The organism is Pseudomonas sp. ICMP 10191 (genome assembly GCF_001467335.1).
GTDB lineage: Bacteria > Pseudomonadota > Gammaproteobacteria > Pseudomonadales > Pseudomonadaceae > Aquipseudomonas > Aquipseudomonas cerasi.
The window spans coordinates 86,365-107,655 of the sequence record NZ_LKGW01000157.1 but is presented as its reverse complement, the minus strand read 5'-3'; the positions used below and the strand labels follow the sequence as shown (position 1 = coordinate 107,655).

20 protein-coding genes and 1 tRNA gene are annotated in these 21,291 nt (G+C 59.5%); 8 read left to right on the top strand and 13 right to left on the bottom strand.

Annotated features, from left to right (window positions below):
* Window position 1: 1 nt before the first annotated feature.
* From AO388_RS23690 to AO388_RS23670, 5 genes are all read right to left on the bottom strand, one after another.
* Window positions 2-1,339 (bottom strand): HlyD family type I secretion periplasmic adaptor subunit, encoded by a 1,338-nt coding sequence (locus AO388_RS23690; RefSeq protein WP_003435991.1) that lies wholly within the window; start codon window positions 1,337-1,339, stop codon window positions 2-4.
* Complete coding sequence (locus tag AO388_RS23685; RefSeq protein WP_058417285.1) at window positions 1,336-3,132, bottom strand: type I secretion system permease/ATPase; 1,797 nt, start codon at window positions 3,130-3,132, stop codon at window positions 1,336-1,338. Before AO388_RS23685 ends, AO388_RS23690 begins: the two co-directional genes overlap by 4 nt.
* A gap of 89 nt (window positions 3,133-3,221) precedes the next feature.
* Window positions 3,222-3,605, bottom strand: a complete 384-nt coding sequence (locus tag AO388_RS23680) for a protease inhibitor Inh/omp19 family protein (protein ID WP_096136707.1) — start codon at window positions 3,603-3,605, stop codon at window positions 3,222-3,224.
* A 58-nt stretch (window positions 3,606-3,663) separates the two neighbouring features.
* The gene (locus tag AO388_RS23675) at window positions 3,664-5,094 is read right to left on the bottom strand and encodes a serralysin family metalloprotease (protein ID WP_058417284.1); all 1,431 of its coding nucleotides are present in this window, start codon (window positions 5,092-5,094) and stop codon (window positions 3,664-3,666) included.
* A gap of 479 nt (window positions 5,095-5,573) precedes the next feature.
* Entirely contained in the window at window positions 5,574-6,245 is a 672-nt protein-coding gene (locus AO388_RS23670; RefSeq protein WP_003317937.1) for a Bax inhibitor-1/YccA family protein, read from the bottom strand.
* Window positions 6,246-6,366: 121 nt separating this feature from the next.
* Between AO388_RS23670 and AO388_RS23665 the strand changes: the two genes are divergently transcribed.
* Window positions 6,367-6,454 (top strand) — tRNA-Ser (locus AO388_RS23665).
* A gap of 143 nt (window positions 6,455-6,597) precedes the next feature.
* Window positions 6,598-7,506, top strand: a complete 909-nt coding sequence (locus AO388_RS23660) for a LysR family transcriptional regulator (RefSeq protein ID WP_044308814.1) — start codon at window positions 6,598-6,600, stop codon at window positions 7,504-7,506.
* On the opposite strand, the gene AO388_RS23655 is transcribed toward AO388_RS23660, so the two are convergent.
* Together AO388_RS23655 and AO388_RS23650 are read right to left on the bottom strand one after the other, a co-directional pair.
* Window positions 7,492-8,271: a substrate-binding domain-containing protein gene (locus AO388_RS23655; RefSeq protein ID WP_003371792.1), complete on the bottom strand. Its 780-nt coding sequence runs from the start codon at window positions 8,269-8,271 to the stop codon at window positions 7,492-7,494. The genes AO388_RS23660 and AO388_RS23655 overlap by 15 nt on opposite strands.
* 15 nt (window positions 8,272-8,286) lie before the next feature.
* Window positions 8,287-9,588, bottom strand: coding sequence for an MFS transporter (locus AO388_RS23650; protein WP_003435999.1), 1,302 nt, complete (start codon window positions 9,586-9,588; stop codon window positions 8,287-8,289).
* 234 nt (window positions 9,589-9,822) lie between these two features.
* On the opposite strand from AO388_RS23650, the gene tusD reads away from it, so the two are divergent.
* From tusD to AO388_RS23620, 6 genes are all read left to right on the top strand, one after another.
* Window positions 9,823-10,215: a sulfurtransferase complex subunit TusD gene (tusD, locus tag AO388_RS23645; protein ID WP_003371788.1), complete on the top strand. Its 393-nt coding sequence runs from the start codon at window positions 9,823-9,825 to the stop codon at window positions 10,213-10,215.
* A gap of 1 nt (window position 10,216) precedes the next feature.
* Window positions 10,217-10,579 (top strand): sulfurtransferase complex subunit TusC, encoded by a 363-nt coding sequence (gene tusC, locus AO388_RS23640; RefSeq protein ID WP_058417283.1) that lies wholly within the window; start codon window positions 10,217-10,219, stop codon window positions 10,577-10,579.
* Window positions 10,579-10,878, top strand: coding sequence for a sulfurtransferase complex subunit TusB (gene tusB, locus AO388_RS23635; RefSeq protein ID WP_058417282.1), 300 nt, complete (start codon window positions 10,579-10,581; stop codon window positions 10,876-10,878). The genes tusC and tusB overlap by 1 nt, the downstream gene beginning before the upstream one ends.
* The gene (locus AO388_RS23630) at window positions 10,875-11,210 is read left to right on the top strand and encodes a TusE/DsrC/DsvC family sulfur relay protein (RefSeq protein ID WP_003317943.1); all 336 of its coding nucleotides are present in this window, start codon (window positions 10,875-10,877) and stop codon (window positions 11,208-11,210) included. Before tusB ends, AO388_RS23630 begins: the two co-directional genes overlap by 4 nt.
* Window positions 11,207-12,208: a glycosyl transferase family protein gene (locus AO388_RS23625; RefSeq protein ID WP_058417281.1), complete on the top strand. Its 1,002-nt coding sequence runs from the start codon at window positions 11,207-11,209 to the stop codon at window positions 12,206-12,208. Before AO388_RS23630 ends, AO388_RS23625 begins: the two co-directional genes overlap by 4 nt.
* Window positions 12,209-12,304: 96 nt before the next feature.
* Window positions 12,305-13,303, top strand: coding sequence for a glutathione S-transferase family protein (locus AO388_RS23620; protein ID WP_058417280.1), 999 nt, complete (start codon window positions 12,305-12,307; stop codon window positions 13,301-13,303).
* A gap of 50 nt (window positions 13,304-13,353) precedes the next feature.
* On the opposite strand, the gene cysG is transcribed toward AO388_RS23620, so the two are convergent.
* From cysG to ftsK, 6 genes are all read right to left on the bottom strand, one after another.
* Window positions 13,354-14,748 carry a siroheme synthase CysG gene (gene cysG, locus AO388_RS23615; RefSeq protein ID WP_058417279.1) on the bottom strand — a complete coding sequence of 465 codons (1,395 nt, stop codon included), beginning with the start codon at window positions 14,746-14,748 and terminating at the stop codon, window positions 13,354-13,356.
* Window positions 14,749-16,029 (bottom strand): serine--tRNA ligase, encoded by a 1,281-nt coding sequence (gene serS, locus AO388_RS23610; protein ID WP_003436002.1) that lies wholly within the window; start codon window positions 16,027-16,029, stop codon window positions 14,749-14,751.
* Window positions 16,030-16,045: 16 nt separating this feature from the next.
* Window positions 16,046-16,420, bottom strand: a complete 375-nt coding sequence (crcB, locus tag AO388_RS23605; RefSeq protein WP_003317947.1) for a fluoride efflux transporter CrcB — start codon at window positions 16,418-16,420, stop codon at window positions 16,046-16,048.
* Window positions 16,420-17,742, bottom strand: a complete 1,323-nt coding sequence (locus AO388_RS23600) for a replication-associated recombination protein A (protein ID WP_003405078.1) — start codon at window positions 17,740-17,742, stop codon at window positions 16,420-16,422. Before AO388_RS23600 ends, crcB begins: the two co-directional genes overlap by 1 nt.
* 18 nt (window positions 17,743-17,760) lie before the next feature.
* Window positions 17,761-18,384 (bottom strand): outer membrane lipoprotein chaperone LolA, encoded by a 624-nt coding sequence (gene lolA / locus AO388_RS23595; protein ID WP_003371767.1) that lies wholly within the window; start codon window positions 18,382-18,384, stop codon window positions 17,761-17,763.
* 76 nt (window positions 18,385-18,460) lie between these two features.
* Complete coding sequence (ftsK, locus tag AO388_RS23590) at window positions 18,461-20,866, bottom strand: DNA translocase FtsK (RefSeq protein ID WP_058417278.1); 2,406 nt, start codon at window positions 20,864-20,866, stop codon at window positions 18,461-18,463.
* Window positions 20,867-21,291: the final 425 nt, after the last annotated feature.

Here is a 21,291-nt window from a genome sequence, read left to right as displayed (position 1 = left end):
CCTATTCCTCCGTCAACGCGGAGCCGGCACGGTCCAGCAAAGGTTTGAACAGATAATTGAGCAGCGAGCGTTCACCCGTGCGCACGAACATTTCAGCGGGCATACCGGGTTTGATCACCAGCCCGTTGAGTTTTTCCAGCGCCGCGTCGCCCACCGAGGTGCGCAGCACGTAATACGGCTGGCCGGTTTTTTCATCCTGCATCTGGTCGGCGGAAATCAGGCTCACTTCGCCGGAAACCCGTGGAGTGCGGCTTTGATTGAATGCAGTAAAGAGGATGTCGACCGGCAGATGGCTGGCGACCTTGTCGATCAGTTGCACCGGCAGCCGCCCTTCGACTTCCAGACGTGTACCCTGCGGGACGATTTCCAGCAGGGTTTCACCGGCACGCACCACAGCACCTTCGGTGTGCACGCCCAGATTGACGGCGATGCCATCAGCCGGCGCAAGGATTGCGCTGTGTTGCAGACTGAAACCGGCCGAGGCCAGTTGCTGCTCAAGGGTAAGCGCCTTGACCTGGGCATCGGCCCATTGGCTGCGCACCTCTTTCTGGTACTCCTCGCGCTGCTGCTGAAGGCGCAGGCGCGACTCGACGATACCTTGCTCTATACGTCCGGTTTCGCCTGCGTTTTGCGCCAGGCTCTGTTGCACCTGAGAAAGCTGACGCTGGAACTCCAGCAAGCGATTGCCGGGAATGAACCCGTTCTGCGCCAGCGGCTCCAGGTTACTCAGTTGCTTGCGTAGCGAATCAGCCTGAGCCAGCAAGTCCGAGCGGGCACGGCGCATGCCGGCGAGCTGCAGTCCGGCACCCTCGATACTCGCCTGCAAGCCGGATTGCTCGCGCGCCAGGGCCTGGCGTCGGCTGCTGAACAACTGCCGCTGCCCTTCAAGCACCAGCGCCAGCCGTGGGTCGGGATCTTGCCCCTGCCCGGCGGCAATCAGTTCTGCAGGAAAGCGCACCTCGTCAAGGTTGTCGCGCTCGCTTTGCCAGCGCGCCAGGCTGGCCCAGGCCATTCGATACTGGGCTCGCAGCGATTGCACGTCGGCTTCGACCTGAGTCTGATCAAGGCGAAACAGCGGCTCGCCCTCTTTCACCAATTGGCCTTCACTGACCAGAATTTTGCTGACCACACCGCCATCCAGCGACTGCACGGCCTTGCGCTTGCCAGAAACAACTACCGTCCCCTGCACGGCAATACCCTGATCCAGAGGAGCGAGACTGGCCCACAAAAAGAAGCTGCCCGCCCCTGCCAGCATGAGAATCCAGCCCGCGCGAACGAAGAACTGCACGCCGCGCTCCTTGCCCGGCACGGCGTAATGACTGTCGATAGGGCTGTTCATACGTCGGACTGCCTGTTCTGCGTGCCGTACTGACGGCTCATGGAAAGCCCGGCAGGTGCCGGGCGAGATTGCGATTGGGGGTGTGCTTGCGGTGCTTGCGCGGGTGAGGTCTGCCCGGACAAGGCCTGCAACACCTGAGCCGTGGCGCCGAATGCCTGCATGCGACCTTCGCTCAGCACCAGCAGACGATCGGTCTGGTTCAGAGACTGTGTGCGGTGGGTGACGAGCACAACGGTGCAGCCGCGGGTCTTGAGTTCAGCAATCGCCTGAGTCAGCGCCGCTTCACCTGCGGCATCCAGATTGGAATTGGGCTCATCGAGCACCACCAGTCGTGGATCGCCATACAACGCGCGGGCCAGCGCGACGCGCTGTTTCTGACCTCCGGACAAGCCAGCGCCATCATCGCCCAGCCGCGTGTCATAGCCCTGCGGCAGGCGCAAAATCAATTCGTGTACGCCCGCCAGTTGCGCGGCAGCAACCACAGCGCTCGCATCACCCTCGCGAAAACGCGCGATGTTTTCTGCCACGCTGCCGCCGAACAGCTCGATGTCCTGCGGCAGATAACCGATGTAGGGGCCCAGCGCCTCTCGGTCCCAGCGATGCATGTCAGCACCATCAAGACGTACCGTTCCGCCCAGCACTGGCCAGACACCGACCAACACGCGTGCCAGGGTCGATTTGCCGGAGCCGGATGCGCCCAGCACACCGAGCACTTCACCGGCCTGCAACTGGAAGCTCACTTGTTGAATGGTCGGCGACGTTTTGCCGGGAGGCGCAGCACTGACCTGTTCCGCGCTGATCTGACCGCGCGGTGCCGGCAGTGGCATGCGCGGCGCGGGCTCGGCGTAGGTCTTGAGCAACTGGTCGAGGCGCCCGTAAGCCAGGCGTGCAGAACTCCATTGTTTCCAGACGGCGATCAATTGATCGATGGGGCTGAGGACCCGCCCCATGAGGATCGAACCGGCGATCATCATGCCGGCGGTCATGTCTCCGTTTATCACCAGCAATGCGCCCAAGCCCAGCACCAGCGACTGCAGACACAGACGCAGGGCCTTGCTGATCGAACTGATCACCGCGCCAGTGTCACTGGCCCGGTTTTGCAGGGCCAGAAAGCGCCCATGCACATGGAACCAGCGGCGCCGCAACACTTCGAGCATGCCCATCGCCTGGATCGCCTCGGCCTGTTGCAGGTGTCGGGTCGCCAATTGTGCGGACTGCTGCGAGTAACCGCTGGCTTCGGCCAGCGGTTTGCGGGTCAGCCATTCGTTGAGGCAGGCCAGTCCGACCAGCAACACCGTGCCCACGCTGGCGAGCACGCCAAGCCAGGGATCGAAAAGGAAGATCACCGCCAGGTAGATGGGGAACCAAGGGGCGTCGAAGAACGCGAACAACGCCGGCCCGGTGAGAAACTGGCGGATGAAGGTCAGGTCACCCAGCGCCTGTCCGGCCTGACGCTGCCCGGCGTGCAGATTGCTCTCGAACGCGGCCTGATAGACGCGCAGATTGAAACGCTTTTCCAGCTCGCTGCCGATGCGGATCACCACAAAGCTGCGGATCATCTCCAGCAAGCCGATAAACGCAAAGAACCCGACTACCATCAGCGTCAGCATGGCCAGGGTGGTCTGGTTCTGCGACGTCAGTACGCGGTCATAGACTTGCAGCATGTAAATCGATGGGGCGAGCATCAATATGTTAATCAGGGCAGTGAAGCAACCAACCCCGATCAGGGCGCTCTTGTAATCCGCCAGTGCTTTGTACAACGGCGCAGGGTTGCCTTGGGAGGACATACTCATGGTTCTTCCTTGAAAGCCGCGTGGGCGGCCGGGCGACATCCTTGGGGATATTCATTTCGGACATTTTTTCGGTGCACGGACGGCGCCCTTTATTCGGCTACGCGCTCCAGCCTCAGAACCTGACCGCTCGGCAGGCTCGCCTCATAGCGCTGCTCTCCCATATGGTTGAAATGAATCAGTCGATTGCCCTCTTTGTCGGTCAAGGCGAGACCGTCAGGCGTCGGGAACCAACCGACTGGTGCTTCGTTCAGCCATTTGGTGGCGCAGGCGGTATCGCCGCCCAGTTGGGGCGCCTCGGGATTCAGCTGCAATTCGCAGGCTCGATCGGTTTGCGAATGAATAAAAAGGTGCCACCTGCCGCTGAGTTCAGCGGGGCTTGGCAGTTTCAGACTCATGGCCATGCATGCTCCAGAAAGGCTCACCAGCAGCGCAAGAGCGGCTGGAGCGAATTGAAAAAAACGGTTGAGCTTCATAAGGACGAACGTTCCAGATCATGGGCGGACCGATCGACTCGCCCATGATTTTTACCGGTTAAACGATGATGTCAGCAGCGACTGCCTGACCGACGGTACCGACCAGGAAATCGCCGATGCCCTGTCCGGTGAAGTCGATCGCCAGACTGCCCAGATTGCTGCTCTGGTTATAGTTGAGGATCGCCTCGCCAGCGTGGCCGCTGAATGCGTTGACGAACTGCAGCGCGCTCAGCGTGGAGATGGCCGATACGTCGATCTTGTCCTGACCGCTGACGAAATCACGAATCGTATCCTGGCCCGCACGGTTGGAGTCGGAGCTGGCGCCAAACACGAAGATGTCGGCACCCGCACCACCGGTCAGGCTGTCGGCGCCGCCACCACCGTAGATGATGTCGTTGCCGGCACCACCCTTGAGGTCGTTGGCGGCAGCATTGCCGATCAACAGGTCATTGCCCGAACCGCCCACCGCGTTTTCAACCACCACACCCTTGGCGATCGAAACGTTGCCCACCATGCCACCAACATCCGAGAACGACGCGGCATTGAGGTTGATCTTCTGGTTCTGGGTGAAGCCGGAGAAGTCGAGGGTATCCTTGCCCCCGCCATCCCACACCGAGAACACCACCTTGGAAGAGGCAGACGTGGCGCTGTAGAAATCGCGCCCGGCAGTGGAGTTGAACCCATAGACCGTATCACCGGCACGGGTGCTCATGTTCGCGCCATAGAGCTGCTGAACGGCAGTGATGTCATCCAGCAACGGTGCCGAAGAGTACGACGGAGCGCCGCCCTTGACGAAGTTCTGGTCAGTGTTGGACTCACTCCAGTAACTCATGACGCTGTAGCCACGGGTGTCTTCTGCGTAAGTGGCGTCCTTGTAGCTCGGATTGCCCTCGCCCGCGTTGTAGTCACCCGGGTGAGACAGGCCCAGGGTATGGCCGATTTCATGAGTAAGGGTCTGACGGCCGTAGTTGCCATTGTCCGGGGTGGTGTTGACCTTGTAACTGTTATCGACAAGGTACCAGGACTGGCCGTCAGTGCGGCTGTTGCCGCTGGGCAGGTAGGCAAAGGCTGCCCCGCCCGCGCTGCCGTTGCTGTAGTTACCGAAGGTCATATGCCCGTCGCCGCCGGAAGCCGCCTGGGTAAAGCTGACCTTGGCGACGTCTGCCCAGGATTGCATCGACAATACCGCCTGTGCTTTCTGCTGCGCGTTGAACGCACTGAAAGTCCCCAGCGAATTGTCGAACCCGGCAGGCTTGGCCGTCAGGAACGTGTAAGTGAGGTTGATGGTGCCGTTGCCATCGCGATCCGTCCAGGCGGCGTTGTCGCGAAGAATATAATCAGCGGCCTGATCGACCGAATACGAGGGCTTGCCATTGATCGTGAGGTTGCCGCCACGGTCATACTGGTGCGCGAACGCATTGATCTGGTCGAAAGAGGTGCTGGTAGCAGCGGAAAGTTGGATTGCAGCATTTTCTTTGACTTTCGTCATGACACTTCCTTGTTTGCTGTGTGACAGGTTAGGTACGACAGGACTCTCCCCTGTAGCGAGAGAGTCCAGTCACTCGCTTTGCGAAGCGTAAAATCGCGTTGCGTAACAAAACTGACACATCTTGAAATCTTGTGTCCAGCGCTGTTCGATGATGTCAAGTGGCCCCAAATGGGCAAGCACCTACAGCCATTGGGGAATCGCCTGATATTATTTTTTGTGATGACGAGATAGCCGATAAACGCCTGAGTAGACTGTAACAAGGTTGATAAATATGACTGATAGGTCAGGATTTTACGGTGCTGACGGAGCACGAATGCCATGGGGTCGTTACCCTCGCCAGCCAATTGCAGGGAACGGCACTTTCGCCAGCATTATCATTGGCCAAGGCTGACACTTTTGCGTACCTCAGAAACGCAAAAAGCCCCGACGAGTCGGGGCTTTTTTCAAGCAGAGCGGCCTTAGTAGTCAGGCCTTGTTGATCAGTCGTCGCGGCTCATGATGCCGAAGATCTGCAGCAGGCTGATGAACAGGTTGTAGATCGATACATACAGGCTGACCGTCGCCATGATGTAGTTACGCTCACCACCCTGAATGATCGCGCTGGTCTGGAACAGAATGCACACCGACGAGAACAGTACGAAGCCCGCGCTGATAGCCAGCTGCAGACCGCTGATCTGGAAGAACATGCCGGCCACTACCGCACCCAGCAGAACGAAGAAACCTGCGGTGATGAAACCACCCAGGAAACTCATGTCCTTGCGGGTAATCAGTACGTAGGCTGACAGGCCGCCGAATACCAGAGCCGTCATCGCAAAGGCGGAGCTGACCACTTCAGCACCACCGGCCATGCCCAGGTAACGGTTGAGGATCGGGCCCAGCAGGAAGCCCATGAAACCTGTCAGGGCGAAGGTCGACACCAGGCCCCAGACCGAATCACGCAGCTTGTTGGTCAGGAAGAACAGACCGTAGAAGCCGATCAGCACCACAAAAATGTTCGGGTAGCCGACGCGCATCTGCTGAGCGACGAATGCCATGACACCACTGAAAGCCAGTGTCAGGGCGAGAAGACCGTAAGTATTGCGCAGGACACGACTAACCTCGAGCTGGTCGGCCTGCATGCCGGTTTTAAGGCTGTAATCCTGTTCGCGCATGGCGAAACTCCTTGCTGTTGAAATGTTGAGTTGCAAAGATCATAACAGAGGCGCTGCAACTGGCTAGTCACAGAGTTTGACAGCTTGTTTCATTCCGGTATTATGGCGCCCGCAACGAAGTGGAGGTATGGCCGAGTGGTTTAAGGCAGCAGTCTTGAAAACTGCCGACTGTAACAGGTCCTAGAGTTCGAATCTCTATGCCTCCGCCATATTTGGCAGCGCAAAGCCCTGATTATTCAGGGCTTTGTCGTTTCTGGTGCCAACGAAACCCTCCCGCCTCCCCGCCTTGCGAGCTGACGTGCGCAACCTGATATATTGATGTCCAGACCGAATCAATCATCCTGGTTACGCAATGCCCATCAATTTCGACCTCAACGACCTCCAGGCATTTCGTGCCGTGGTCGAGAATGGCAGCTTCCGCAAGGCCGCTGAAACCGTACAGATCACCCAGCCTGCGCTCAGTCGGCGGATAGAAAAGCTCGAATCTGCGCTGAATGTGAAGCTGTTCGAGCGGACCACCCGCAGGGTCAGCCTGACCACGGTTGGCCGCGCATTTCTGCCTCAGGTCGAGCGCATTCTGGACGATCTGGACAGCGCATTGATGACCATCGACGGCGTCGGCTCCACGCGAATGGGCAGCGTGACGATTGCCTGCGTGCCTTCAGCCGCCTATTACTTCATGCCTCAGGTGATCAGCGCCTTCCACCAGCTGTTTCCGAAAATCAGAATTCGGGTCATGGACGCCAGCGCCAATGAGGTCAACAGTGCGGTTGCCTTGGGCGAAGCCGATTTCGGGGTGAGTTTCAGCGGCAATCTGGCGCCGGAAGTGGATTTCGAACTGCTGCTGCAGGAACGCTACGTGATGGCCTGCAGACGGGATCACCCGCTGGCAATGTGCGAAAGCGTCAGTTGGGAGGAGATGTACCGCCACGATTACATCGCCCTGGACATCACTTCAGGTAATCGTCTGGTGCTGGATCAGGCGCTGGCACCGTCGCGCCCGCATAAGGAAAGCATCTGCGAAACCCGCCATGTCACGACCATGATCGGCCTGGTGGAGGCCGGGCTTGGCGTGGCTGCGGTGCCGTCGATTGCCATGCCGATGACCGCTCACCCGTTTCTGGTGAGCGTGCCATTGGTTGCGCCCGAGGTGATGCGCAATGTGGGGCTGCTCAAGCGTCGTGGCAGGACCTTGACACCGGCAGCCCTCGAGCTGGAACAGCTGGTCAGGAAAATGCCGTCACGCTCAGCGGGGAACTGAATCCAGCCCGGTAGACTGCACCGTGGCCTGGACTTTCGGGGAGGCCAGGTAATCCAGCAAGGCCTTCGCCTCCTTCGGGTGCTCGGCATTGACCGGGATGCCCGCGGCATAACGGGTGACCGACTGAACGTCTTCCGGGATCTTCGCCACGAACGTCACGCCGGGAATCGGCAGCAGCTCGGCAACCTGTTGAAAGCCCACTTCGTAGTCGCCCTTGGCAACCACCGAAGCAACCGGGATGCGCTCGATCATCTTGCCCTTCGGCGCGAGTTCCTTCTCGATACCGAGCTTTTTGAAAAGCTCTTTTTCGATGTACACGCCACTGGCGCTGTCGGAGTAAGCCACCGACTTGGCCTTGAGCAAGGTCGCCTTGAGCTCACTGTCGGTGCCAATCGCAGGCTTGGCCGCGCCCTCTTTCACCACCATTCCGATCCGCGAGTCAGCCAGTTCGACCCGCGATGCCGGGTCTACCTTGCCTTGCTTGATCAGATCATCCAGCGCATAGCCGACCATGATCACCACATCGGCGTGCTCGCCACGGGCCAGACGATTCGGAATGGCCTCGGGCGCCTTGCCCATCGATGGGCCGAGAATGGTGTCCAGCGAGTCCCCGGAAGACGCCGCGTATTGCGGTCCGAGCAGTTTGTACGCAGCCGTAAAGCCGCCGGAGGTCATGACCTTGAGCTGTTCAGCCTGCGCCGCCGCACTGACCGCGATACAGCCGAGAAACAGCGCGGCCAATTGAGTTTTGTATAACGATTTCATAGTGATTTTCCTTGATTAAACAGCCAGTTGCGGGCGGGTCGAGATGTGCCGGTAGAGCACCAGTGTGGCACCCAGCGCACAGGCTGCAGCGAACGTCATCCAGTAAGCAGGTGCAGCCTTGTCGCCGGTGAGGTGGATCAACCAGGTCGAGATCGCCGGAGTGAAACCACCGAAAACCGCCGTCGCCAGGCTGTAGGCCAGAGAAAAACCGGCAACACGCACCTCTACCGGCATGATTTCCGTCAACGCTGGAATCATCGCGCCGTTATACAACCCGTAGAGGAACGAGAACCACAACAGCACTTCCAGCATATGAGCGAAGCTGGGCGCCAGGGCGAGGAAAGACAGCGCCGGGTAAGCACTGATGATGGTCAGCAGCGTCATCGCGACCAACAGTGGCTTGCGCCCGAAACGGTCGCTCAACATGCCGCCGACCGGCAGCCAGATAAAATTGGAGACACCGACCAGCAACGTCACCAGCAGCGCATCGGAGGTACTCAGATTGAGTACGGTTTTGCCGAATGTCGGTGCATAGATGGTGATCAGGTAAAATGTGGTGGTGGTCATCGCCACCATCAGCATTCCGGCAATCACCACGCGCCAGTTTTGCAGCAGCGTCGCGAACACCTGTCGCATGGTCGGACGGTGAGCGCGCGTGGCGAACTCTTCGGTTTCCTGCAGGCTGCGGCGCAGCAGGAAAATGAACGGGATGATCAGGCAGCCGATGGCGAACGGAATTCTCCAGCCCCAGTCAGCGACAGCAGCAGGTGCCATCCATTGGTTCAAGCCGTAACCCAGTGCAGCGGCGACAACAATAGCCACCTGCTGGCTACCTGACTGCCAGCTGGTATAGAAGCCCTTGCGGCCGGGTGTCGCCATCTCTGCCAGATACACTGAAACGCCACCCAACTCGGCACCGGCAGAGAAGCCCTGCAGCAAGCGGCCGACCAATACCAGGGCAGGCGCCCACAGGCCGATGCTCGCGTAACCGGGCACCAGAACGATCAGCAGCGTGCCACTGGCCATGATCGACAGCGTCACAATCAAGCCTTTGCGCCGGCCGACGTCATCGATGTAAGCGCCCAGAATCACGGCACCCAACGGACGCATCAGGAAGCCCGCACCAAAGACCGCGAAGGTCATCATCAGCGAAGCAAACTCACTGCTGGCCGGAAAAAAGGCGGAGGCGATCTGGGTGGCGTAGAAGCCGAACAGGAAGAAGTCGAATTGCTCGAGGAAATTACCGGAGGTAACCCGAAATACCGCGCCTGCCTTCGACCGGGAGGATTCTTTTCGTAATGAGGATGAGCCGTGCATCAGTGTTCTCCAGCGATCTTATTAGAGTGTTGTAAGCGCTTGTGAGGAAGGAGTCTGCCGGACACACTTTGAAACGATAAGTGCTATGTTTTCATCGATTGATGCCTAGTGGGCATCAATCCAGGCGCAAACCGTTGCATCCCGGCCCAGCGCTTGCAGGTCAACACGCGCCAAACTCACACGCCAGCCCTTGAATTCTTTATCATTGCGCATGTTTTGTTGGCAGAGCCGATCATGAAATTCGCCATCTCCCTTTTTTCCGCCGCCCACGCGCCCTCCTCTCGGCGAGCCTTGCAGTTCGCCAGGGCGGTGCTGGCAGGCGGGCATGAAATTGTCCGGTTGTTCTTCTACCAAGACGGCGTACACAGCGCGTCGGCCAACGTCGTAACGCCGCAGGACGAGCAGGATATGGCACTGCAGTGGCGTGACTTCATCGTCGAGCACAAGCTGGACGGCGTGGTGTGCATTGCCGCCGCGTTGCGTCGCGGTGTGCTCGACACGCAAGAGGCCGAGCGTTATCAGCGGCCGGCGGCAAACCTGCGCGAGCCATGGGAATTGTCCGGGCTGGGCCAGTTGCACGATGCCGTGCAATCGGCTGATCGCCTGATCTGCTTCGGAGGGCCATGAGATGCCCAGGTCACTATTGGTTGTCAGCCGTCAGTCGCCGTGGTCCGGTCCAGGTGCCCGCGAAGCACTGGATATCGTACTGGCGGGCGGGGCATTCGATCTGTCGGTAGGCCTGCTGTTTCTGGACGACGGGGTTTTTCAGTTGTCGCCACAGCAGTCGCCCGACGCCCTGCAACAGAAAGACCTGACCGCAAACCTGAAAGCCCTGCCGATGTTCGGTGTCGAAGACCTTTACGTCTGCGGACAGAGCCTGGCCGAGCGCGGCATCTCTCCTGGCGTATTGAGCGAAGAGATGAGCCAATTGACTACGCGCGCGGAATTGTCAGCGCTTTTTGACCGGTACGACGAGGTGATCACAATCTGATGGCTACTTTGCACGTTCTCTCTCACTCGCCGTTTGCCGACACCCGGCTGGACAGTTGCCTGCGCTTGCTGGGCAAGGATGATGGCGTACTGCTCTGTGGCGATGCCACCTATGCGCTGATGCCATCCAGTGCGCAGCTCAAAGACCTTCAGTCGTTGGTCGACTCATCGCAACTGTTCGCCCTCGACGAAGACATTAGCGCACGCAATCTACCCCTCCCCGCCGGAGTCAACAGCATCGATTACCCGGCGTTCGTGGAACTGTCGTTGCGCTTCGACAAGGTCAATACCTGGTTATGAAACAGTTGAACATTGACGGGCGCAGCATCGAACTGGACAAGGATGGTTTTCTGCAAGACCTCAGCGACTGGTCGCTGGACGTCGCCCACGCCCTGTCCGCCGAGGAAGGTATCGAGCTAAGTGCAGAGCACCTTGAAATCCTCGAACTGCTGCGCGGCTTTTACGCCGAGTTCCAGCTTTCGCCCGCGACGCGGCCGCTGATCAAATACACCGCGCTGAAGCTGGGTGCGGAAAAAGGCAACAGCATGCACCTCAACCGCCTGTTCAACGGCACTCCCGCCAAACTCGCCGCCAAGCTGGCGGGCCTGCCAAAACCGACCAATTGCATATGAATGATTACGCTGCGCTTGTCACTGAAACACCTGAAGAACATCCTTTTGCGACCTTCGTTCGCATTTTGGGCAAAGGCAAACGTGGCGCGCGCAACCTGACTCGCGAGGAAGCACGGGAAGCCATGGGCATGCTGCTCGATGAAAAAGTCGAGGACACCCAGCTCGGGGCTTTTCTGATGCTGCTGCGCCATAAGGAAGAAAGCCCCGAGGAGCTGGCGGGGTTTACCGAAGCGGTGCGTGAACGTCTCAACGCTCCCGCCATGCAGGTCGACATCGACTGGCCGACCTACGCCGGGAAAAAACGTCATCTGCCCTGGTATCTGCTGGCAGCCAAATGCCTGGCGCAAAACGGCGTCAGGATCCTCCTGCACGGCGGCGGCGCGCATACCGCAGGGCGTCTGTACACCGAGCAGTTGCTGGACCTGCTGAAGATCCCGCTGTGCCGCAACTGGTCAGCGGTCAAGACCTCGCTTGAGCAAGAACATCTGGCGTTCATTCCGCTCGCCGACTGGGCACCGCAGTTGCAACGCATGATCGATCTGCGCAACACGCTGGGGCTACGCTCGCCCATTCATTCGCTCGCACGCATTCTTAATCCGCTGCAAGCGCGCTGCGGCCTGCAAAGCATTTTTCACCCAGGCTATCAAAGCGTGCATCGCGATGCCAGCAGCCTGCTCGGCGACAACGCCATCGTGGTCAAAGGTGATGGCGGCGAAATCGAGATCAACCCTGACACCATCAGCCACCTGTACGGCACCACCGGCGGTCAGCCGTGGGATGAAGAATGGCCAGCGCTCTCACCGCGCCGCCACGTAAAACCGGCGACGCTCGACCCGCAGCAACTGCTGGCCTTGTGGCGAGGAGAGATCGAAGACAGTTACCCGCAATTGGCATTGATATCGACCATGGCGCTCGCCTTGCGCGGCCTGGGCGCTGATCGTGACGAAGCCTTCGCCAAAGCGCAGGTGTTCTGGGATCGCCGCGACACGAATCTATGACCCATCGGCCTTTCGACGATGAAAGGCCATAATCCAGTCGAACCGATGCACCTGCGCTGACCTCCAAGCTCTATCACCTGGAAATGGGAGTCAGACATGGGCCTTCTGGTCGAAGGACACTGGCAAGACCAGTGGTACGAAAGCAGCAAAGATGGCGCATTTCAGCGCGAAAATGCTCAGCGACGCAGTTGGGTCACCCCCGATGGACAGCCGGGACCGTCAGGTGCAGGCGGGTTTGCTGCGCAGGCGGGCCGCTATCACCTGTACGTGTCTCTGGCTTGCCCGTGGGCACACCGCACGCTTATTTTGCGCAAGCTCAAGGGCCTGGAAAGCCTGATCGATGTTTCGGTGGTCAGTTGGCTGATGCTGGAAAACGGCTGGACCTTCGATCAGCAGAAAGGCTCCAGCGGCGATGCACTGGATGACCTGCAGTTCCTTCACCAGCGCTACACCGCCGACGACCCTCGATACACCGGCCGCGTCACCGTTCCGGTGCTGTGGGACAAGCAGCAGCAATGCATCGTCAGCAACGAATCTGCGGAAATCATCCGCATGTTCAACTCCGCATTCGACGAGCTGACCGGCAATACGCTGGATTTCTACCCGCAAGCGTTACGCGCGAGCATTGACGAGCTCAACGAGCAGATCTACCCGAAGGTCAACAACGGCGTGTACCGGGCTGGTTTCGCCACCTCGCAGGGCGCGTATGAGGAGGCGTTCGACGATGTGTTCGCTGAACTGGACGTGCTGGAAAACCTGCTCGGCGAAAAGCGCTACCTGACAGGCAAACACCTCACTGAAGCCGACATACGCCTGTTCACCACCATCGTGCGCTTCGATTCGGTGTATTACAGCCACTTCAAATGCAACCTGCGGCGCATCGCGGACTACCCCAATCTCAGCAACTGGCTACGCGAGCTGTATCAGTGGCCGGGAATCGCAGAGACAGTGAGTTTCGAGCACATCAAAGGGCATTACTACGGGAGCCATCGCACCATCAACCCGACCGGCATCATACCGAAGGGGCCAGCACTCGATCTGCAGGCAGATCACGATCGTGAGCGACTTTCCGGTGAAGGTGTATGGAGCAACTGAAGTATCCGGAGAAGTGGTGGATAGCCCGGACGGGCTACCCACCAATGGCATCAGAGAGTCGCCTGAGCGCCCTCGAACCACGCCAGCTTTTCACGCAATTTGACCACCTCACCAATGATCACCAGCGTCGGCGCATGAACATCATGCTCGGCGACCAGTTGCGGCAAGTTTGCCAAGGTACCCGTGAACACACGCTGATTGACGGTGGTGCCCTGCTCAACCAGCGCAGCAGGCGTGTCGGCAGAGCGACCGTGCCGGATCAATTGCTCACAGATAACCGGCAAACCGATCAGCCCCATGTAAAACACCAGTGTTTGCGCAGGCGCTACCAGGTCTGACCAGGGCAGATCTGTCGTACCGTTTTTCAAGTGCCCGGTGATGAAGCGCACCGATTGCGCATGATCACGGTGCGTCAACGGTATACCCGCATACGCCGCGCAACCGCTGGCAGCGGTGATGCCAGGCACCACCTGAAACGGAATGCCATGCGCCGCCAGCTCTTCGATTTCCTCGCCGCCACGGCCGAAGATAAACGGATCCCCGCCCTTCAGACGCACCACTCGCTTGCCCTGTTTTGCCAGTGCCACGAGTTGCTGGTTGATCTGCTCCTGCGGAACGGCATGCTCCGCACGGCGTTTGCCAACGTAAACACGCTCGGCATCACGACGGCACAGGTCAAGAATCGTTGGCGCGACCAGGCGGTCATACAGCACCACATCCGCCTGCTGCATCAGGCGCAAGGCGCGAAAAGTCAGCAAATCCGGATCACCGGGACCCGCACCCACCAGATAGACCTCACCGGTCTCAGAAGGCGGCTCGCCGGCAATCTTGGCGATCAGCATACGTTCGGCTTCAGCACCCTGCCCGGCCAGCTGGCGGTCGGCAATGGCGCCCTGAAAAACATCCTCCCAGAACGCTCGGCGCTGCTGCACATTCGGAAACAGGCCTTTGACCTGATTGCGAAAGCGCGCAGCCAGTCCGGCGAGCTGCCCATAGCTGGAGGGAATCCAGGTTTCCAGCTTGGCGCGAATCAAACGTGCCAGCACCGGCGCATCGCCGCCACTGGACACGGCGATCACCAGCGGCGAGCGGTCGACGATGGCCGGGAAGATCACCGTACACAACGCCGGGGCGTCGACTACGTTGACCGGAACGCAACGCAAGCGGGCATCGCGGGACACCTGAGCATTGAGCGGCTCATCGTCCGTCGCCGCAATGATCAGCACGCAACCATCGAGGTCGCATTCGCTGTATCCGCGCAGGATCATCTCACCGCCGCTCTGGACAACCAGTTGGCTCAGTTGTGCCTCGACTTCCGGCGCAACCACGCGCAGCACTGCACCGGCGTCGGCAATCAGGCGTGATTTGCGCAGGGCAATTTCACCGCCGCCAACCACCAGCACCCGGCTGCCACGCAGGTTATGGAACAGCGGCAGAAATTCCATTTAACCGATGACCTCAAGGCCGCCCATGTACGGCTTGAGCACCTCAGGCACACGAATCGAACCGTCCGCCTGCTGATAGTTCTCCAGCACTGCCACCAGTGTGCGACCTACCGCCAGGCCCGACCCGTTGAGGGTATGGACCAGCTCCGGCTTGCCGGTTTCCGGGTTGCGCCAGCGAGCCTGCATGCGCCGCGCCTGGAAATCACCGCAGTTGGAGCAGGAAGAGATTTCGCGATATTTGTCCTGGCTCGGAATCCAGACTTCCAGGTCGTAGGTCTTCACCGCACTGAAACCCATATCGCCGGTGCACAGCGCCAGCGTGCGATAAGGCAGTTCAAGCAGTTGCAGCACACGTTCGGCGTTGCCGGTCAGCGACTCGAGCGCGGCCATGGAGTCGTCAGGCGCAACGATCTGGACCATCTCGACCTTGTCGAACTGGTGCTGGCGAATCATGCCGCGGGTATCACGCCCGGACGCGCCCGCTTCACTACGGAAGCAAGGGGTGTGGGCAACAAACTTGAGAGGCAGCTGTTTGGCATCGAGAATTTCACCCGACACGATATTGGTCAGCGATACTTCGGCAGTCGGGATCAGGTACAGATCGGCTTCGCCTTCGCGGGAGATCTTGAACAGGTCTTCCTCGAACTTGGGCAACTGACCTGTGCCCTGCAACGCTGGAGCCTGCACCAGATACGGCGTGTAGGTCTCTTCATAGCCGTGCTCGTTGATGTGCAGATTGATCATGAACTGTGCCAGGGCACGGTGCAGACGCGCGATCGGGCCACGCAGCAGCGCAAAGCGCGCGCCGGACAGCTTGGCGGCAGTCTCGAAATCCAGCCAGCCGAACTTCTCGCCCAGCGCAACGTGATCCTTGACCTCGAAATCGAAATGCGTCGGCGTACCCCAGCGACGCACTTCGACGTTGCCCTCTTCGTCGGCACCGACCGGCACGGATTCGTGAGGCAGGTTCGGGATGCTCAGCACCAGCGCATCCAGCTCGGCCTGAATGCCGTCCAGCTCGACCTTGCCTTCGCTCAGCTCGTTGCCCATGCGCTCGACATCAGCCATCAACGGCGCAATATCTTCGCCGCGCTGCTTGGCCTGACCAATGGATTTGGAACGTGCATTGCGCTCGGCCTGCAGCTGTTCGGTGCGGGTCTGCACCACCTTGCGCTGGGCTTCCAGCGATTCAATGCGCGCCACATCCAGTGTGAAACCACGGGAAGCCAGGCGATCCGCTACGTCCTGAAGTTGAGTACGTAACAGTTTGGAATCGAGCATATCGTTCTCTCGTCTATCAAAGTCTGGTCAGGGACAGGCCAGCCCAGGTTGCGAGCAGCCCGCCGAATACGCTGATACCGGCATAGCCGAGGGCCAGCGGTACCTGCCCGCTTTCCAGCAGGCGCAGCGTATCCAGTGAAAAGGATGAAAAGGTCGTCAGACCGCCTACAAAGCCGACAAGCAAGCCGGCACGAATTTCGATGGGCACTTCCGGACGCAGCAGAAACAGTCCGTACAGTACACCGATGATCAGACACCCGACGATGTTGACCGCCAGCGTCGCCGCGTAAAAATAACGTGGCCAGTTGGCGCTGACCCAGGTGCCAGTCGCAAAGCGCAATAATGTACCAGCGATCCCGGCAATCGACACCGCAAGAATAGTCTGAATCATCACTTTCTCCGCTTACGAGGGCTGGCATCGTCCAATGCGTTCAGATGCCTGAGCTTTTCGCCGATCTTGAGTTCCAGACCGCGAGGTACGGGCTGGTAATACTGCCGCGGCTCCAGCTCGTCTGGAAAGTAGTCTTCGCCAGCCGCATAAGCATCGGGCTCGTCATGGGCATAGCGATATTCTTCACCGTAACCGAGCTGCTTCATCAGCTTGGTAGGCGCATTGCGCAAGTGCAGCGGAACCTCCAGCGAACCGTGCTCGCCCGCTTCACGCATGGCCGCCTTGAACGCCATGTAGACCGCGTTGCTTTTCGGCGCGCAGGCGAGATAGACAATGGCCTGCGCGACCGCCAGTTCACCCTCGGGACTGCCGAGGCGTTCCTGTACATCCCAGGCGGACATGCACAACGGCAGCGCACGAGGATCGGCATTACCGATGTCTTCACTGGCCATGCGCACCACGCGGCGCGCCAGATACAGCGGATCACAGCCGCCGTCGATCATCCGCGCAAACCAGTACAGAGCCGCATCGGGATTGGAACCGCGAATCGACTTGTGCAGCGCCGATATCTGGTCGTAGAACGCCTCGCCGCCCTTGTCGAAGCGGCGTCGACTGTCACCCAACAGGCTCTGCAGCAGCCCGACATCGATTTCGCTGCCGTCTTCGGCCAGATCCGAGGCGTTCTCCAGCAGGTTGAGCATGCGCCGACCGTCGCCATCGGCGGCGGACATCAGAATCGCAAACCCCTCATCGCTCAGGGTCAGCTGCCGCTTGCCCAGCCCGCGCTCTTCGGTCAGGGCACGGTTGACCAGCTTGCGCAGCGCCGCCTCGTCCAGGCTTTTGAGCACGTAGACACGCGCCCGGGACAACAGGGCGTTGTTGAGTTCGAACGACGGGTTTTCGGTGGTTGCGCCGATAAAGATCAGCGTGCCGTCCTCGACGTAAGGCAGGAAGGCATCCTGCTGTGACTTGTTGAAGCGGTGCACTTCGTCGACGAACAGGATAGTGCGCTTGCCGTACTGTCCGGCCTGTTGACGGGCGACTTCGACGGCCTGGCGGATTTCCTTGACCCCGGCGAGCACTGCCGAAACCGTCTCGAAGTGCGCGTCCGACACTTTGGCCAGCAGCTTCGCCAGGGTGGTCTTACCGACGCCGGGCGGGCCCCAGAAAATCATCGAGTGCAGTGCGCCCTGCTCCAGCGCCTCACGCAGCGGCTTGCCGTGGGCAAGCACATGTTCCTGACCGACATATTCATCCAGGTTGGTAGCACGCAAACGTGCAGCCAGAGGCTGAGCTATCGGTTCGCGGCTGAACAGATCCATGGTCAGAAATCGGCCCTTTTATTCTTGAATGACATCAGCGCCCTTGGGAATCTGAAACTGAAACTTGCTGGCTGCGATCGACTCGTTGGCCTTGACCCCGGTGAACAGGATATTGGTGCGCTGACCCACACTATCGATCAACTGCATGTCGTTGATGATACCGTTGCGAAACGACAGGCGCAGGCTGTCGAACAGCGTGTCCTTGGTCTTGGGCTTGAGCACGAAATCGATCACGCCACCCGCCTCTTTCGCGGTGATGTCGAAGCTTTCGCTGATCTTCGACACATCACCGGACAACAGCAAGGCTGGAGTCTGGGTCAGGCGCTGGTCGAGCTTCTTGATCGTGACCTGCTCCAGATCAGGGTCCCACAGCGAGACTTTCTTGCCGTCCGAGACCATCAACTGTTCCTGTGGCGCATCGGTATGCCAGTTGAACAGGCCTGGGCGTTGCAGCGCCATTTCGCCGGTGGTTTCCTGCAACTGGGTACCGCCACCGTCCAGCGTCAGTTGCGAGAAACGAGCGGTCAGGGTCTGGGATTTCTCCAGCAACTGAGTCAGGCGCGCCACGTCTTTGCTGTCGGCATGGGCGGGGATCATGGAGAAGGTCAGTGCGGTGGCCAACAGCATGCGGATAAGGCGCATTGGATTCCTCTTTGAAGTCGATGATGATGCGACAGCGTGACATGCACGCCGTCGCCGCAATACGGGGTGATAAAAATCAGTCGCGCACCGGCCCGGGGGCCAGGACTTCGCGCGAACCGTTGGTATTCATGGAGGTCACGACCCCTGCCATTTCCATCGCTTCGATCATGCGCGCTGCGCGGTTATAGCCGATTTTCAACTTGCGCTGTACGGCAGAAATCGAGGCGCGACGGCTTTCCAGCACGAACTTGACGGCCTCATCGTAAAGCGCGTCGCTTTCGCTGTCTTCACTGCCTTCGCCGCCACCGCCATCAAAGCCGCTGCCGGGCTCTTCGACGCCAGCGAGAATATCGTCGTTGTAGTCCGGGGAACCTCGCAGCTTCCAGGCTTCTACCACACGATGCACTTCTTCATCGGAAACGAACGCGCCATGCACACGGATCGGCAGGCTGGTGCCCGGCGGCATGTACAGCATGTCACCGTGGCCCAACAGTTGTTCGGCGCCACCCTGGTCGATGATGGTCCGCGAATCGATCTTGCTCGACACCTGGAACGCCATACGCGTCGGAATGTTGGCCTTGATCAGACCGGTGATCACATCCACCGACGGACGCTGGGTCGCGAGGATCAGGTGAATCCCCGCCGCACGCGCCTTCTGGGCGATACGCGCGATCAGCTCTTCGACCTTCTTGCCGACGATCATCATCATGTCGGCGAACTCGTCCACCACCACTACGATGGTCGGCAGCTTGCTCAGCAGCGGCGCTTCGTCATGAATGCTTTCGCGCTTGTACAGCGGATCGGCAAGCGGCTCGCCGGCATCCTGAGCTTCCTTGACCTTCTGATTGAAGCCGGACAGGTTACGTACGCCCATCTTCGCCATCAGCTTGTAGCGGCGCTCCATCTCGGCAACGCTCCAGCGCAAGGCGTTGGCGGCGTCCTTCATGTCAGTGACCACCGGACACAACAGGTGCGGAATACCTTCGTAGATGGACAGCTCGAGCATTTTCGGGTCGATCATGATCAGCTTGGCGTCTTCCGGGCCGGACTTGAACAGGATCGACAGGATCATGGCGTTCACACCCACCGATTTACCGGAACCGGTCGTACCGGCCACCAGCAGGTGGGGCATCTTCGCCAGATCGGTAATCACCGGCTTGCCACCGATATCGTGGCCCAGCGCCAGGGTGACGGGCGACTTGGCGTTATCGTATTCGGGTGTGGACAACACCTCGGAGAAACGCACGATCTGGCGGTCTTCGTTAGGGATCTCGATACCGACGGTGGTCTTGCCCGGAATCACCTCGACCACACGAACGCTGGTCACGGCGAGCGAGCGCGCAAGGTCCTTGGCGAGGTTGGAAATGCGGCTGACCTTGACGCCGGCAGCTGGCTGGATCTCGTAGCGAGTAATTACCGGACCGGGATGGATGGAGTCTACCGACACCTCCACACCGAATTCCTTGAGCTTGATTTCCAGCAAATGACCGACGGCCGCCAGAGACTCCGGGGAATAGTTGAGCTGCTTCTTCTCTGCCGGGTCGAGGATGGAAATCGGAGGCAGCGTGCCTTCCACTGCGCTGTCCACGAACAGCGGGGCCTGCTTTTCCTTCATGACGCGCTTGCTGGGCTCTACAGGCTTCGAAGGCGCTGGCGCGATGACCGCAGGCACGTGCTTTTCGCGCTCGGTCATGTGTTTGCTCAACGACGCTTCACGCTCCACCAGGCGCTCTCTGGCCTTGGCCTGCTCGCGACGATCGGGCGCCACAGGCGCCACCACATCGTTGACACGCATGTCCACCTCACGCAACTGCGCAACCATCTGCTTGCGCTCGGCACGGGCGGTCCACCAGCGGTTCGCAGCGCCTTGAAACAGTTCGAACAGATCGAGGGTGATCTTGCCGGTGACATCCATCACCTTGAACCAGGACAGGTCGGTAAACACCGTCAGGCCGAACAGAAACAGGGCAATGAACAGCAAGGTGCTGCCTTGAATATTCAGGGCTTTCTTGGCCAGATCGCCGAGCACTTCGCCCAGCACACCGCCTGCCGAACCGGGGAAACCGGCCGAAAAATGGAAGTGAATATGCGCCAGCGCAGCACCCGCGAGGATCAGAAACACCAGTCCGATCAGACGCCAGGAAAACAGCCAGCCGCTCCATTGCCAAGGCTCATGGCGATGGCGAAACACCTGCCAGGCCTTGATCGCCAGCAACAGTGGGAAGATGTAGGCGAAGTAGCCCAGAACCATGAACAGAATATCGGCACAGAACGCACCTGCACGCCCTGCGGCATTCTGAACCTGCGCCGCATTGCTGCTGGTGTGGCTCCAGCCGGGATCGCTCTGATCGTAGGTCAGCAAGGCCATCATCAGATACAGGCACAGTGCGCCAAAGGCGATCAGGGCCCCTTCCTTGAGCCGGTAGTGCAATTGCTGCCGCCAAAGCGGGACAGCGCTGGGTGCGGGGGTGGATTTCTTCAAAACGCTTTATTTCCTGCGCGGTAGCGCGAACATCTCGTTGATTGACCAGAAACGGCTGTCGGACGGCACTGACGGCTCCCGAATGGACAGGGAGCGCAGACAGCGGGAAAGCCTGTCGACAGACGCTTGAATGATAACGCCCAAAACAGGCATTGTACGGCTTTACAGCCACTTGAGTCTGTACGAAAACACACCATCTCCACTTCAGACGGTCACGCAAGACACAACATGCTTTCACCTTCACTGATGATGTTCAATTTGAGCATGCATTACGTTTTGTGACAAAGGCTTATGGCGTGTTTCTATCAACGGCCCGCAACTTGAACGACCATACGACCGCTGCGAGGCTCGCGCCCTACCGCATGCACAAGGTACGCGCCATAATGACAACCGCTTGTGACCACGCCTGTCGCACAGAGTTGCAC

Bases quoted from the DNA above. Each gene is read 5' to 3' on its own strand.
- AO388_RS23630 (WP_003317943.1), top strand. From the start codon at position 10,875: ATGAAACAGTTGAACATTGACGGGCGCAGCATCGAACTGGACAAGGAT.
- AO388_RS23655 (WP_003371792.1), bottom strand. From the start codon at position 8,271: ATGAAATCGTTATACAAAACTCAATTGGCCGCGCTGTTTCTCGGCTGT.
- tusB (WP_058417282.1), top strand. From the start codon at position 10,579: ATGGCTACTTTGCACGTTCTCTCTCACTCGCCGTTTGCCGACACCCGG.
- AO388_RS23620 (WP_058417280.1), top strand. From the start codon at position 12,305: ATGGGCCTTCTGGTCGAAGGACACTGGCAAGACCAGTGGTACGAAAGC.
- AO388_RS23625 (WP_058417281.1), top strand. From the start codon at position 11,207: ATGAATGATTACGCTGCGCTTGTCACTGAAACACCTGAAGAACATCCT.
- cysG (WP_058417279.1), bottom strand. From the start codon at position 14,748: ATGGAATTTCTGCCGCTGTTCCATAACCTGCGTGGCAGCCGGGTGCTG.
- AO388_RS23660 (WP_044308814.1), top strand. From the start codon at position 6,598: ATGCCCATCAATTTCGACCTCAACGACCTCCAGGCATTTCGTGCCGTG.
- AO388_RS23675 (WP_058417284.1), bottom strand. From the start codon at position 5,094: ATGACGAAAGTCAAAGAAAATGCTGCAATCCAACTTTCCGCTGCTACC.
- tusC (WP_058417283.1), top strand. From the start codon at position 10,217: ATGCCCAGGTCACTATTGGTTGTCAGCCGTCAGTCGCCGTGGTCCGGT.
- tusD (WP_003371788.1), top strand. From the start codon at position 9,823: ATGAAATTCGCCATCTCCCTTTTTTCCGCCGCCCACGCGCCCTCCTCT.
- AO388_RS23690 (WP_003435991.1), bottom strand. From the start codon at position 1,339: ATGAACAGCCCTATCGACAGTCATTACGCCGTGCCGGGCAAGGAGCGC.
- AO388_RS23680 (WP_096136707.1), bottom strand. From the start codon at position 3,605: ATGAAGCTCAACCGTTTTTTTCAATTCGCTCCAGCCGCTCTTGCGCTG.
- AO388_RS23650 (WP_003435999.1), bottom strand. From the start codon at position 9,588: ATGCACGGCTCATCCTCATTACGAAAAGAATCCTCCCGGTCGAAGGCA.
- AO388_RS23600 (WP_003405078.1), bottom strand. From the start codon at position 17,742: ATGGATCTGTTCAGCCGCGAACCGATAGCTCAGCCTCTGGCTGCACGT.
- lolA (WP_003371767.1), bottom strand. From the start codon at position 18,384: ATGCGCCTTATCCGCATGCTGTTGGCCACCGCACTGACCTTCTCCATG.
- crcB (WP_003317947.1), bottom strand. From the start codon at position 16,420: ATGATTCAGACTATTCTTGCGGTGTCGATTGCCGGGATCGCTGGTACA.
- serS (WP_003436002.1), bottom strand. From the start codon at position 16,029: ATGCTCGATTCCAAACTGTTACGTACTCAACTTCAGGACGTAGCGGAT.
- AO388_RS23685 (WP_058417285.1), bottom strand. From the start codon at position 3,132: ATGAGTATGTCCTCCCAAGGCAACCCTGCGCCGTTGTACAAAGCACTG.
- AO388_RS23670 (WP_003317937.1), bottom strand. From the start codon at position 6,245: ATGCGCGAACAGGATTACAGCCTTAAAACCGGCATGCAGGCCGACCAG.